This window comes from Pseudoclavibacter soli DSM 23366 (genome assembly GCF_000423505.1).
GTDB lineage: Bacteria > Actinomycetota > Actinomycetes > Actinomycetales > Microbacteriaceae > Pseudoclavibacter_A > Pseudoclavibacter_A soli.
Genome location: NZ_AUIC01000007.1, coordinates 1 through 14022 on the forward strand (window position 1 = coordinate 1; position 14022 = coordinate 14022).

The window sequence follows — 14022 nt, forward strand, 5'->3', positions numbered from 1 at the left end:
GGCCGAGTCTTACTGGTCATGCCGGCGATGTTGAGGTCTTCGATGAAGATCGCGTCATAGTCGCGCACGAGGGAGTTCGACCATTTCTGCTGCCGATCGGCGACCGTGCGGCTGGCTTTGCCGGACAGGCGACTGATGGCTCTGGCGTGGGCACGGAATCGTTTCGACACCTGTCCACGGTAGTAGTCCTTGGTGGTCTTGCCTGAGGCTTTGATCGCTCTGGCCTGGGCACGCTGATGCATGCGCACCAACCGGTCTGCGCGTTTGAGATCGTTCTTCGGCAGTCTCAGCATGGCCCCGTCACTGGTGGCCACGGCAACTGCCACGCCCCGGTCGATGCCGACAGCCTTGTGTGTCGGTTGCCGTGTGATTGCCTGCGGGTCGTTGACGAACACGAGCTCTCGTCGATCCCAGTTCACCCGCACGGACGTATACGCACGAACAGGCTCCGAGAGCCTGACATGGATGCGGATCACGAAACTCTCGCGCTTCCCCGAGGCCGTGTACTGGCCCGGGTTCTGCCCCGTGATGAACACGATCCCGCTTCTGCGCCCAACCCGCTGGAAACGCGCATTCCTACCGTTGTTGTACCAACACGCGAAGATGTCTGGAGAGTGCTTCCGAGACCGGAACCGGGGCATCCTGCCCGGATCCCTGCCCTGCTGCTTCAAAGTCTCACGCCGCTTGACGGCAGCGAACCAATCCTGCCGCTCCAAACTGTCCGGGCTCTCCAACACTGCCGTTGGTACCGCTGCCGTCCACGACTGCGTCAACCTCGACAGCTTCGGGGTCCTCAGGTCAGGCTCGCCACCAATGGGAACGAGATTCCCATCCTTGTCGTACCTGCAGCGACGCGAACGATGCATGTTGAACCGTGTCCGCCACGCACCGCACAACCACCGCATGAGCTCATCCGGATCACGCGAATACAACCGCTGCGAATCAGGGTCACTGTTATCAGACAGGCCGATGAACGGGCTCGCGCCCTTCACCGACACCCGCGTGATCCTGACCCGCTGACTCACCGAAACCAGCCCCTCCAAAACTCTCTCACCACAGGACTATGCGGCGGCCCTCAACGGACGCATTCCTCCCCACGGCTAAAGCCGGGGGCACCCTGCTCACCCCTCACGGTGGTGCTCGGAGACGATTTCGCCAGCTTGCCAGCAGAAGGTTCGGATGTCTCCGAGGAGCTTGTCTCTGTCGTTATCGTTCAGCCCAATCTGGATCTCAGCTGGCGAGTGCTCGATCCTACCCCAGCGGCCATTTGCAGCGCGTGGCTGTTCGGTCAAAGCTGCATCCTGTCAGCCCACGCATGTTCCAAACCAGAGCCAGCTATCTGCTCCGGCGAAACCCAACGAAGATCGAACCGCACTCCATACCGTTCGGAGAGATCGAGCGCTGCTTCAACGACGGCGAATCCACTGCCGTTGCCGCCCTCGACGAACAGGTCCACGTCTGAACCCGGCCGGTCGAGCCCGGTCAGGCAGGATCCGAAGACATGGATGTTGTTGAAACCTCGAGCGTGCAGGAATTCCAAGATCTCATCACGATGGCTTTCGAGTACTTCAGATGGCCGTGCAGCGCTGACAACCGAAGATACGTGCGTTCGGTCAGCCATCCCTACCTCCCTCATTCCCGTCCCACTGCCTTCGTTCGTGATTCTATACCGCCACACAACCGTGCTGCCAGAGTGCTCGCGTCGAGCTCGCCTGAGGCGGTTTGACACAGCTTCTTCTCCGCGTCCCAGATGACCAGGCCGCCGGAGGTGTAGAGGCCAGCACTCAGCATCGCAGACAGGCCCGCATGCAGTCGATCTGCGGCCGCCCCGGAGCTTTCCCACTCGTGTGCGGACACGACGACCAAGAAACCGAGAGGCATTGGTGCGAGGTTCGCGGCAGAGGCCACCAGCTGCTCCAACCTGTTGCCGACATTCTTACCGAGGCTGCGGTCTATTCGGGTGCACAGAACTCCGAGGCTGTCGGCGGCCACATCTACCCGGCGGGTATAGAAGCGCCCCTTCAGCGGCACGCCGGTGCGGATGTGCCGGGCTCCGGCGCGTTCGAGTTCGCCCGCCGTCCATGTTCGCACCAGGTCGGCGTCGTGACCGGTGCGGACGTTTCCGTCTCCGGTCGATAGTGCTCGCGCAAGCTCTTCCATATTCGGGGACTATGCGGTCCGCGCACACAGGAGAGTATGACTATCATCGAACGTTTCCGAGCCCAACATCCGTCTCGCCGCATAAGTGTCTCTGGAGGGAATATGGACGAGCTCGACTACCTGCATGACGAGAACCGCGATTTGCACCGACGGATTCACCTCGCGGCAGAGGCCGTCCGCCACCTGCACCCGGACACGGCAGTCAGCGAGCACGACCGCCAGTGGTGGGATCAGCTGTCGGCGGCAGTGCTGACCGTCTCCCACCCGCCGCGCTACGGCAACCTGCTCGACGACGGGGGCATCCGCTGGGCCGGCGGTTTCGCCGAGGCCGAGCGTATTCAGAACGAGCTCGGTCTACCGATGTTTATGGAGCCGTCGGGCGCACGCGCATAGCCCGTAGCAACGATGCATGAGCGGGAGGTAGACAATGGGCAATCGACACAATCCGCGCCGACAGGGGTTCTACGACCTCGTCAGCGAGGGCATGCTGCTGAGCATTCACTGTGAGGGGTGCGGATGCTGGTTCAAGTGGCGGGCCACCGGGCACCCGAGGGTGAATCTGCCACCCTCGTATCACAGCCCCGCCTGCGGTGTGAAGCATCGGGAGTGGACGAAGAAGCAGCGAGCTATCGGCATGGCTTGCCGCCGTCCGGACAAACGCGTGTATATGACCGACCGCGATGCTCAGCTGGCCTGCGAAAGGCTCCGGAAAGAGACGGGGGAGCTGTTGCGTCCGTACCGCTGCCCGTGCGGCTGGCTGCACGTCGGCAGGCTGCACTATCGAATCTTGGAGACCCCGGGCGAGGCACATCGCGCCGCCTGAACGCACGCATAGCGCTCAGGTGTGCCCCGCCCCCGAACGCTCTGCTGCGCGATCGCCTGTGCGCTGTCATGTCTGCTGAGCGGATCAGCATCCGCTCCCGCCGACACAGTGTTACTGACGGTGGATGCGTCGTGGGCGCGGGGGCTCGCGCAGATGCATGATACCGGCGCTACAGGGGCGGGGGTGACGGTCGCGATCGTCGACACTGCGGTGTCCAGCGCTCGCACCCACATAGATCAAATCTGGCCGAACACCTGTGGCGGTGATGCAGACACCGACGACGGTGTACTCGCGTGGCATGCCACCAGTGTTGCCCGGATCGTCTCATCGATTGCCCCGGACGCGCGCATCGAAGCTCACCCTGTCGGCACTGCCCGCCTGGACGGCACCATCGCCTGCAGCACCGACCGGACACGTGCATTTGCGCAGGCCGTCAACGAGTCTGCCGACGCGGACGTGATCGTGGTGACGTCTTCTGTAGGCCGATCTCCGGAGCTTGATGCCGCTGTGATCGCTGCCCAGCTGCGCGGCGCAACGATCGTTGCCGCTCGCCCCCAGACCAGTGTGTCGTCCGCGTCCTGGCTGTTCGACCTCCCCGGTGTGATCGGTGTCCAGGCAGTCGACGCATCCGGGGTGGTTCCCGATCAGTTGGCTGCCGACGACCCGGACATCGACGTCTCCGCTCAAGGTGTCGGCATGCCCGTTCTCGGAATGCGGTGGATGCCCGGGCTCCGAGACGGCACCTCTTTCGCCGCCCCGGTGGTGGCCGGGCTGATCGCTGCCAACAGGGCAGACGCATCCTGTGTGCTGGCCGCAGCCGCGGTCGGGTCTGCGATCAACCCGGCAACGGCGTCGCTTCTAGCGCCCCGCGCACAGTCTCCTGCAGACACAGCAGAAACGAACTGACACAAGGAGCATCATGAGTAGGTTCACCCCATACCTCGACGCACTCGAACAGATGAGCACGCCGCATCCTGATGCTCGTATCGTTCGTGGCTGGCGTGGTTGGGGGCCGGTGGCTCCGCTGATCGACCGGATGCACGACCTTGAAGACACCACCCCGGACGTGGTGCGAATGCGTGAGCTCGGTGCGCTGTTCTCTCCGGAGAACATCGACAATTCGTTCTACACGCCCGAAACAGTCATTGACGCCTGCTGGGAGCTGGCGAGCGCTACCGGCATTGACGGTGGCGCAGCGCTGGAGCCCGGGTGCGGGTCTGGTCTGTTCATTGCCGCCGACCCCGTTGGCTTCCACTGGACCGGCATTGAGTCGGATCCGCTGGCCGCGCGCATGGCTCGACTGCTCAACCCGGCAGCGGTAATCGCCGAGCGCCCATATGAGTCGCTGGTGCACGCGCCGGGTCGCTACGATCTGGTCATCGGGAATGTGCCGTTCGCAAACACTCGCGTCTGGGACGAGCAGACACACCTGCCCAGCGACTCCGTCCACCAATACTTCATCACCCGCGCGCTGACAGAGCTGCGTCGCGACGGGCGCATGGTTGTGGTCGTCTCCCGTCACATGCTGGACGCATACAAGAACGCCGACGCCCTTGCCCGACACGGGTATCTGGAAACCGCTGTGCGCCTACCCTCCGGCGTCTTCGATGGCACGGATGTCGTCGCCGACATTCTGGTGCTGCGCCCGGGCACGGACGACGCCTCCCGCCTGACCGGCTGGTTCGACTCGCATCCGGAGCTGGTCGCCGGCAAAGTCTCTGGGACCGGCTGGCATAACGGCATTCGTGTTGACGGCGATGCCACCGACATTCACACCGCACTGGGGCACGCACTCCAGATGGTCTCCCGTGCCCCGGCGCGAACACGTATCAGTGCGGATGTGCCGGATGCGCCCGTCGCGGTCGCTGACGCTGCAGGTCGTCCAATCGGGTCTTTCCAAATCACCGCCGACGGCATCGTGGAGATCACCGCCGACGGCGCTGTCGGCGTACGCGAGTCGAAAGAGCTGCGTGCACTGGTGGAGCTGCGTGATCTCGCCATTCGGCTGCTGGACGCAGAGACGGCAGATACCCCAGACCTAGAGGCCATCCGTACTCAGACACGCGAAGCCTATGAAGCCTATGTCGCGCGCTGGGGTGCACTGGGGCGAGGCAACATGTCGGAGGGACGAATCGACCCTGAGACAGGACTGGCACAGCTGAACTGGCGCCGCCCAGCCATGGGCGGGTTCCGCCGTGACCCTGACGCCGCACTGGTACTAGCGCTCGAGGTGTTCGATCAGGATACGGGTGAGGCTCGCCCAGCGCCGATTCTCCTGCACCGTGTCAACCACGCGCCTGTCCCCGCAACCCACGCGGACACGCCAGCTGACGCGCTGGCAATCTCACGGGGTGAGGGCAGGGGAATCGATCTGGATCGCATCGCTGAGCTGCTCGGCACCGATGTGCCGACGGCACTGGAGCAGCTGAGTGGACTGGTCTTCCGGGACCCGGTCAACGATGAACTGGTCACCGCAGACGAGTACCTCTCCGGGGACGTCGCCACCAAGCTCGCCGCAGCGGAAGCTGCTGGAGCCCATGCGAATGTCCTCGCGTTGCGTGAGGTGGTGCCGCCACGCCTGACCGAGCTGGATGTGACCGTGCGTCCGGGCGCCTCATGGGTTCCCACCAGCGTCGTCTCAGATTTCACCGCGGAGGTGTTCGGGTCCCGCTCGAACGTCAGCCGGGAGGTGACCACCGGACGTTGGAGTGTTGAGGGTGGGTGGGCCGCCGGTGACGCTCGCATCCACTTTGGGACCGATGATCGGGATCCGCAGCAGCTGCTTGAGCATCTGCTGAACAACACGTCACCGGTGATCGTCCGCGAGGTGCCGAACCCGGAAGACATGTGGGGGCGTCCGCTGAAGGTGCGTGACCAGCGCGCCACTCTGGCCTGCGAGGAGCAGATGGAGGCGATCTCGGCTCGGTTCACCACGTGGATGTGGGAGGACGGGGACCGGGCTGAGCGTGTCCTGGACATCTACAACGAACGCTTCAACTCATTCGTACCTCGAAGCTTTGACGGCTCATGGCTGAGCTTCCCCGGAATGTCCGCAGATTTCACCCCGTGGGATCACCAGCGCCGCATGGTCGAACGCGTGATCTCCCAGCCCCGAGTGCTGTGCGGGCATCCCGTCGGCGCCGGCAAGACCAGCACCTCCATCATGGCGGCGGTCACGCTGCGCCAACTGGGGCTGGCGAGCAAGCCACTGATCGCCGTACCCAACCACCTGCTGGAGCAGTACGCCCGTGAGGCCCATCAGCTGTATCCGACCGGACGCTTCCTCGTTGCGACCAAAGAGGACCTGAGCGCTGATCGCCGCAGGCTGTTCGCCGCCCGCTGCGCCACCGGTGACTGGGACGCGGTCATCATGACGCATCAGGCGTTCTCGTCCCTGCCCCTATCTGCCGCAGCAGATGAGAGGGTCACTCAGCTGCAGTGCGATCAGGCGATGGATCGCGTCTACGCTGCCGGGCGAGTCAATGTCAAACGTGAGGAGAAGGCGATTCGCCGTTTTCGCACGAAAGCCCGGAAACTCTCCGACGGTGTCGCCGACGCGCAGCAGGTGATGTTCGACCAGCTCGGCGTCGACCACATCACCATCGACGAGGCGCACATGTTCAAACGCCTTGACGTCGATGCCGGCCGGGATCAGGGGTTCGCCTCCGGATCGTCCAAGCGCGCTTGGGATCTGCAGCGCAAGATCGAGTGGCTGGCCAGCCGTCGCGGCGACCGCCCGGTGGTGGCTCTGATGACTGGCACGCCGTGGTCGAATTCGATCGTGGAGACGTTCGTCTGGCAACGCCTGCTCCAGCCAGATCGTCTGGTTCGTGCCGAGGTTGCCAACTTCCCGGCGTGGGCGGCGACGTTCGTGCGCTTCGAATCGCAGGTCGAGGTCTCACCGGACGGTTCGAGCTTCCGGCTGCAGCGACGCCCCGCAGTCATTCAGAACCTGCCCGAGCTGATGGGCATGTTCGCCGACGTCGCCGATGTGCTCACCCCGGAGCAGATCGGTCTCGCTCGTCCGGATCATACCGAGACCACTGTGGAGGTCGACCCCACCGACGAGCAGGATACGTTCGTGCGAGAACTGGCCGAGCGTTCGGAGAAGATCCACAGCGGGTCGGTCGATCCTGCCGACGACAACATGCTGTTGGTGTGCAATGACGGTCGCAAGGTTGCACTGGATCCTCAGCTAGTCGGTCTGGCCGATGTGAGCCCGAAAGTCGATGCAGCGGTCGAGCGCATCGCCCGCATCTGGTCGGACACTCGCGAGCGCGTCTACGGCAGTAGAGTCAAGCCCGGTGCACTGCAGGTGGTCTTCTGCGATCTCGGCACTCCCGGTGACCGCGGCGACCAGACGTACGGGCGTCTGCGATCAGGACTGGTTGCCGCCGGTGTGCCGGCCGAGCAGATCAGGTTCATTCACGATGCGCGCACTGGGCGTCAGCGGGATGCCCTGTTCCAGCAGTGTCGGGACGGCGATGTTGCTGTGTTGATCGGCTCCACAGAGAAGATGGGGACGGGGACAAACATCCAGGATCGCTTGGTGGCTGTGCATCATATGGACCCGCCGTGGCGCCCGTCTGACATCACCCAGAGGGAGGGGCGTGCACTGCGCCCGGGCAACCTCAACGACCATGTTGAGATCTATCGGTATGTCGCCCGTGGCACTTTTGACTCGTACAGCTTCCAGACGCTGGAACGGAAAGCCCGGTTCATCGCCCAGCTGATGAGTGCCTCATCCGGCCAGCGTGAGGTCGAGGACATTGCCGAGGCGGTGCTCACATTCTCTCAGGTCAAGGCGATCGCCACCGGCAATCCGATGCTGCTGGAGCATGCCCGGCTCCGCTCTGAGGTTCGTCGACTTCAGGTGCTGCGCGCGGTGCAGTCTCAAGGTGCAGCGAGGGCTCGCAAGGAGTCGGGTGCACTTGCGTCCGAAGCGAAACGACTCGGCACTGAAGCTCGCGCATATGAGACGCTTCTGCGGCGCATCCAGCCGGCGCCCGAGGATCCCCGCGCCGAGCGTGAGCGCTTCGTATGGGCGCTGCGGAGGATGTTCGAATATAACGCCGGGTACGCGAGTGCGACCGTTCGCGGCATCAGCGTCGACCTCTCCCGCCCCGTCCCGGGCGCACCCGTAACGATGAGGACGCGCATCGGGTCGATCACACTGGAGATCGGCACATTCACCTCTCGCGGATCGGATGCCGAACGTGCGGCCACCTCCGCACGACGGATCTTCGACGCATGGGTGACGCGGTCGGTCGATGCCGAGGCAATCGAGACCCTGCATGCACGTTCAGCTGGTGCCCTCGCACAGTCTGATGAGCGGGCACGTGCGGCTGAGAACTTCGTGTTCGCCCAGCAGGTTCAGCTTGACCAGTGTGTTCGTGATCTCGCAGCGGTGGAACGCGCGCTGGAAGCGGCTGCCGCACCTGCCGAGATTCCGAACGAACCGGCGGTGGGCGCCCCGGAGAAAATAAAGGTGGCAGCATGAGCGAGATTCGATCGAGCGCTGATAACCGGCTGGTCTACCGGCTGGTCAATGTGGGTGTGGTTCTGACCGCGCTGGCCGCCACTCTGGTCAGTTGGAATGGGTTGACGTTCGTGGGTGTGTGGGCCGAGCTTCCCGGCGGGATGCTGTGGCTGATGCCTCTGATGATCGATCTGCCCATTGTGGTGTTCACCATGGGTGGGCTCGCCAGACGTTCACGGGCGGAGAGCTACTGGCTGTTCAGTCTCGCCGGGTATGCCCTCACTGTCGTCTCGGCCGCCGCGAACTTCCTGCACGTGGTCTCCATTCGGGGGCTGGACACGCTCGAGGGTGTGGTCGGCTCGTGCCTGTCTGCCATGGCGCCGGTGCTGGTGCTGCTGACCACTGAGGCGCTGGGCGCACTGCTGGCGAAACCACAGCGCGCACCGGATGCCGAACAGGTTGCCGGCAGTGTCGACGAGCTGACTCGGGCGCTGGCCGCGGCACACGCCGAGGTGGTCAACAGCCAGTCCGCGCAGGCAGAGTCAGAGCGGTATCGAGAGCACGCGGCTCGAGCCGAACAATCCCTCGCATAGTTCGTCTGGCAGCTCACATCCGTGAGCACAGATGACATTTGAGGAGGATCAGATGACCGTGACCGTCTACAGCACCCCAGGGTGCTCGCAGTGCAAGTTGACTGCAAAGGTGCTGGCTCGTGAACAGGTGGCTTACCGCATGGTCGACATCTCTGAGGATCCCACCGCTCACGCCTATGTGACTCAGACCCTCGGCTACTCGCAGGCGCCGGTAGTGGTCACTGAGACAGGGGAAAACTGGTCAGGATTCCGACCAGATCTCATCAAGGCGCTGTCAGCTGGCGGGCCAAACACACCGGGCACGCCCGCTCTAGCAGTCGCCTGAACGAGGATCAATCGCCTTCAAACGTGCGCCGGGCCGTCTCCAGATCGGGATGGTTCAGGCGCACGTCTGTGTGTGGGGTCACCGTCGATCCGTCCGCCAGTTGGACATCGCCCAGAAACTCGAAGCTCGCATGTGCTTTCCATCCATCCGGTGCGCTGCTGAGCTCCAAGGTGTCCGCTCCAGCACACACCAGATCGGCGTCGTCTCCACTGAGGTGAGTCACCGCTGCGTCGAGGCTCACGTCGGCCGGCGTCTTGTGCTGCAGGGCGAAACGTCCGCCGCTGCCATGGAGGTTGCCGTGCTGGTCAAAGGTCGTCATACCGGAACATGTGCGCTGCTCCGCATAGGTGTCCGGTATGAGCGAACCTGTCTACCAGTTCTTCCCATTCATCCTTGAAGAGGGCGAACAGCTGATCCTGCCCGGCGGGTCAGCTGCTCTCGTAAAACACTGGGATGACTTCACCGAGCAGACGGGCATCAGCCGCGACGCGACAGCGGAGTCGCCCATGCTCGCGCTTCCGCTGCCGGTTTCCGGGGGCATCCTCAGCGAGGACCTCGTCATCGACGCCCTCTGGCTGCCGTGGCTGTGGCGTCCAGAACGACTCGCCACGCGTCTCGATGGGGAAACCCCGGATCACTGGCTGCTGCGCAACGCGCTCGAGACGACGCTCAACGGCCTGTATCAGCCCGAGCAGGGCGAATGGTTGGACGCACTCGCCGTGGTGGGCCTTGATTCCGAGGAGGCGGCCACATATGAGCGAGCAGCACGCCACCTTCTCGGTGAGCCCGACGAACTTCTAACCAGTCTGCCAGACCTGCTATACCCCCAAGCGAATGCCTCTGTTGCCGCTGATCTGGCCGACCAGCTGGAGCCCATCTACCCCGCGGTCGCATGGCATCTCGCCGCCGACGACATCCTTGAACTACTGGCCAGTGTGCAGGCAAATGCGGACAGCACACGTGACCTCGTTTCGGCGGCCGAGTGGGTGATCGCGGTCAGCCAGCGCGTGTTCGCAGACCTGCCGACCCTCGAAGCGGGCAAGCCTACCTCATTAGCTGTGCTCGAAGCGGTATTGCGCACCTCCGTGCCGACATGGCCGAAATACCAGCTTGCACAGGTCGCCGCCGCGGGCGGTCCGTGGGCGTTCTTCGTTCATGTCTTCGAAGAGATCAGAGACACCACCCAACCTGCGGCCGACATTTACACACACCTGATCGACCAGTCGATGCCGGGCACCGCAGCTCAGCCCGCACTGGAAGCCGAGTAATGGCCACACGAATCGAGCGTAAGGTCGCCCGGCTCCCAGCGGAGTTCGATATGGCGGCACACAGTGACCGTCTCGGACAATGGGTGAAACACTCGTCGGTGTTCGGTCCCGACTGGGAGCTGCAGTCAATCTCGGTCGAAGAGCACACCGTCACCGCGATCAGGCAAGCAGCAGTCAGTGAGGTCAGTGAGTCCACGGTGCGGTCACGCCCGATGAAAGTCATCGGCCTGCCCCGCGGGACGAAGCCAGCTGAGGCTGACAAGTACGCCGCCAGCTACGCCGACACATATCCCGGTTTCCAGATGACCCGCTTCGACCCCTATCTGCTGCAGGCCACCGTCACGAAAATGGCTCCTGAAGAGGTCCGATGCCGGGATGCAATCGCCAACGCACTCGGCTGCAAGCCATGGGATGTTCAGGTGTTCGCCAAGTCCTCAGGCGGGTTCGACATCGAGCTGCCTCCGACGTACACCCCATCCAAACACGACGACAAGCTCGACGAAGTGGCCACCACTGTTGTCGGGCGTCCAGGCTGGTTTGTCCGCACGCAGCCGGCGAAGCTCACCGCACAGATCATCCCCGCTGAGCTGCCCGCCTTCGACAAGGCTTACCCGTACCCAGACCTTGGACATCTGCGTCCGAAGAGTCTTGAGGATTCCCTCCAACTTCCACTGGGCATGCGCCTCGGCGGCCCCGGGGAACCGAACACTCGACTGGACTTCGACTTCGACGCGACCCCGGGCGCACTGGTCTCAGGTACCGCCGGCTCCGGTAAGAGCGTCACGGTCAACGCACTCATCTTCGGTGCGCTCCAGCGCGGCTGGGAACTCGTCGTCGTCGACGTGCCGCACAAGGCAATCGACTACGAATGGGTGAAGCCGTACGTACGCGAGAACGGCTTCGGCTGCGCGTCGAAGGCCTCCAGCCTGACCGCGCTGAAACTTGTCTACGCGGAGGGGGAGCGGCGGGCGGCCCTGCTCGCTGAGCACGGTGTGCAGAAATGGCAGGAGCTGCCGGCTCCGGTCCGAGCCGAGAACCCGCTGATTCTCGTCATCATGGATGAGGTAACTGGCCTGTTCGCCTCTGACCCGATCCCCAAGGCGCTGCCGAAAGATCACCCAGAACGTGTGGAAGCTGAGCAGCACGCGATGGAAACGGACCTGTTGAAGATGGTCACGGCAAAGATCCCCGCCGAGCTGCGCTTTGTCGGCATCCGCATCATTCTGGCCACCCAGATGGCTCAGGCGAACACCGGCATCTCGGTACCGCTGAAGACCAACCTCGCCAACCGCGTACTGCAGGGGGCGAAACCGTCGAAGGCAGCCCGGGGGCACGCGCTCAACGATCCTGATGCTGCCCCGCACATCCCAGAGTGGATCAGTGCCGATAAAGGCCAGTCCCGCGGTGTCGGTGTCGCTGAGCTTGAGGGGCAGGTGCCCTGCGTGTTCAAGAGTTTCTTCGCGTCCACGGACACCTATCTGAAGGCGCTCAGTGCTCTCGGTGTCCAGCGCAATCACACGCCTGAGCCGACTGCAGCCCAGATCGACCGGTATGTGCCGCGCCTGGACGACGGTCTCGACGAAGACGGCGAGCCCGCAGCCACACTGCCGGAGCCGACGAAACGCTTCGGCGCCAAACAGAGCGCACCCGAGGAATGGGAACTCGACCCGGAAACGGGTAAACCGCTGACCGGGTTCGCCCGAGCTAACGCCGCCCGGCATGCGCTCGGTGGCTGAGAGCACGGTTTTCAGCTCCTGTTCGGCACCTACGCATATGTGCCTAGTATGAGCCGATTCGTTCCACGCACCCTCGCTGCCACCCTCGCCGCCGCCGCCCTGATTACCACGCCAACCGTCACCGCATTCGCTGCCGACGAGGCGGATGCGCTGACGACATCAACCTGCACTGACACCACCATTGTCGCCTTCCGCGGCTCTGGTGAGAAACAGGTCGACGGGAGTGCCACCGAGACGAACGGATGGGAGGGTGCGACGCTCAACCGGGTGATCTCCGGTCTGCGAGCCGACGGCGACAACTCGAACGTCATCGGTGTCGGCTGGGATGATGCTGCGAAGGCCGGCTATGAGGCCATCGCCATCAATGCCACCAGCATTGACTTCAATGACACCGCGTCCATCATGCCGCGGCTGATCGAATCGGCGAATGCAGGTGCCGCCTCTGCCTCCGAGCAGCTGGATGCGCTCGTGGCCGCCTGCCCGAGCACAAAGGTGGTTGCCCTCGGCTACTCACAGGGCGCGATGGCCGCTCGCACGCTCGCGCAGCTGCGTCCAGATGTGGTCACTGGAGCTGTGGTGCTCGGCGACCCCTACCAGGAGTCTGGCAGCGAAGCCGAACGCGAGGGCATCGTCCGCTGGTGGTCGACCGACGATTCGGGTCTGGACGATTCCACGGTCTCAGCGTCGTACTCGCATGAGACCGATCCGATCTCCGACCACGACTGGCGACGCGGCATCACCTCTGTCATCACCGATGTGGCCGAGCACACCAACTACGCCACGGATACCACCGAGGTCTCCGAGATCGTGCAGGACATTCAGGATGCGGCAGGGGCGAGCACTGAGGCAAGCGTCGCACCAGCGGTGGCTGGCATTGCCACGGACAAGGCCAGTGTGCCGATCAGGTTCGGCAGCTTGTCTACCACGCACGAGGTTTCCGTGGACGGTGCGACAGCGCAAGAGTTCACCGCCTCCGCCGGGCTGTTGGACCTCAGCGCTGGCGACCACAAGGTGACGGTCGACGGCACGGAGATCCCTGTTCACGTCACTGCATACGCAGACGAACACTCCTACCCGAACATGGGAGACAGCGCCACCGAGATCAGCGCGACCTGCACAAACGGCACGCTTACGGCCGATGTCAGCGCGGATGACACCACGCGAGCGGCTGTCCGTCTCCAGCAGGGCGTCACCAGTCTGGTCAAGGGTGTCTACGGGTCATGGCAGACGAGCGAGCTCGCCTCAGGTGTGCAAATTGATCTGTCCGGCCTCGCAGCCGGCACCTACGACCTTGTGCTGGTCACTGACGACGGTCGCCACGACAGCTTCTCTGTGAACGTGACGGAAAACGCTGCAGAGCCCCCTGTGGTGACTCCCACCGAGCCGGGGGAGACCACACCCGATCTTCCCGAGGCCCTCGACGGTGATGACGATGCCATCATCGACGACAGCACTCCGGCGACCACCGTTGACACCGTCGCGACAACGCAACCGCAAACAGGGGAACTCGCACGCACCGGCGCAGACCTCGACGGGGTCGCCGCCGCCGGTGCCGCCGCCCTCGCCGCTGCGGGCGCGGGCTTTGTGTTCGCTCGTCGGCGCACACGCGCATAGTCCATGTCTGTACCAGAAGATCTG

General features: G+C 63.8%; 12 protein-coding genes. 8 read left to right on the top strand and 4 right to left on the bottom strand.

All coding sequences use genetic code 11. The features are described 5' to 3' along the window. The 3 genes from G557_RS13410 to G557_RS0106920 all read right to left on the bottom strand — a co-directional run. Window positions 1-536: transposase (locus tag G557_RS13410; protein ID WP_156877122.1), on the bottom strand; the 536-nt coding region annotated here is incomplete at its 3' end. Window positions 537-1288: 752 nt separating this feature from the next. Next, a complete protein-coding gene (locus tag G557_RS12245; protein WP_169337757.1) occupies window positions 1289-1621 on the bottom strand; it encodes a nucleotidyltransferase family protein in 333 nt (110 codons plus the stop codon). A gap of 11 nt (window positions 1622-1632) precedes the next feature. Further along, window positions 1633-2160, bottom strand: a complete 528-nt coding sequence (locus G557_RS0106920) for a hypothetical protein (protein ID WP_028245474.1) — start codon at window positions 2158-2160, stop codon at window positions 1633-1635. 102 nt (window positions 2161-2262) lie between these two features. On the opposite strand from G557_RS0106920, the gene G557_RS0106925 reads away from it, so the two are divergent. The 5 genes from G557_RS0106925 to G557_RS12255 all read left to right on the top strand — a co-directional run bounded on the left by G557_RS0106925 (window position 2263) and on the right by G557_RS12255 (window position 9380). Next, entirely contained in the window at window positions 2263-2553 is a 291-nt protein-coding gene (locus G557_RS0106925) for a hypothetical protein (RefSeq protein ID WP_028245475.1), read from the top strand. Between the two features lie 613 nt (window positions 2554-3166). Beyond that, on the top strand, window positions 3167-3889 hold the full coding sequence (locus G557_RS0106935) for a S8/S53 family peptidase (RefSeq protein WP_028245477.1): 723 nt from the start codon (window positions 3167-3169) through the stop codon (window positions 3887-3889). 13 nt (window positions 3890-3902) lie between these two features. After that, the gene (locus tag G557_RS12250; RefSeq protein WP_051224808.1) at window positions 3903-8483 is read left to right on the top strand and encodes a helicase-related protein; all 4581 of its coding nucleotides are present in this window, start codon (window positions 3903-3905) and stop codon (window positions 8481-8483) included. Further along, a complete protein-coding gene (locus G557_RS0106945; RefSeq protein WP_028245478.1) occupies window positions 8480-9055 on the top strand; it encodes a DUF2637 domain-containing protein in 576 nt (191 codons plus the stop codon). Before G557_RS12250 ends, G557_RS0106945 begins: the two co-directional genes overlap by 4 nt. Before the next feature lie 52 nt (window positions 9056-9107). Continuing rightward, complete coding sequence (locus tag G557_RS12255; protein ID WP_051224810.1) at window positions 9108-9380, top strand: glutaredoxin domain-containing protein; 273 nt, start codon at window positions 9108-9110, stop codon at window positions 9378-9380. A 7-nt stretch (window positions 9381-9387) separates the two neighbouring features. Here G557_RS12255 and G557_RS0106955 read toward each other — a convergent pair whose 3' ends face one another. Beyond that, window positions 9388-9699: a hypothetical protein gene (locus G557_RS0106955; protein ID WP_028245479.1), complete on the bottom strand. Its 312-nt coding sequence runs from the start codon at window positions 9697-9699 to the stop codon at window positions 9388-9390. A 37-nt stretch (window positions 9700-9736) separates the two neighbouring features. Between G557_RS0106955 and G557_RS0106960 the strand changes: the two genes are divergently transcribed. Genes G557_RS0106960 through G557_RS0106970 form a run of 3 tightly spaced genes read left to right on the top strand, consistent with a single transcriptional unit; the run spans window position 9737 to window position 13998 of the window. After that, a complete protein-coding gene (locus G557_RS0106960) occupies window positions 9737-10648 on the top strand; it encodes a hypothetical protein (protein WP_028245480.1) in 912 nt (303 codons plus the stop codon). Beyond that, complete coding sequence (locus G557_RS0106965; RefSeq protein ID WP_028245481.1) at window positions 10648-12384, top strand: P-loop NTPase family protein; 1737 nt, start codon at window positions 10648-10650, stop codon at window positions 12382-12384. The genes G557_RS0106960 and G557_RS0106965 overlap by 1 nt, the downstream gene beginning before the upstream one ends. A gap of 48 nt (window positions 12385-12432) precedes the next feature. Continuing rightward, window positions 12433-13998, top strand: a complete 1566-nt coding sequence (locus G557_RS0106970) for a cutinase family protein (protein WP_028245482.1) — start codon at window positions 12433-12435, stop codon at window positions 13996-13998. Window positions 13999-14022: the final 24 nt, after the last annotated feature.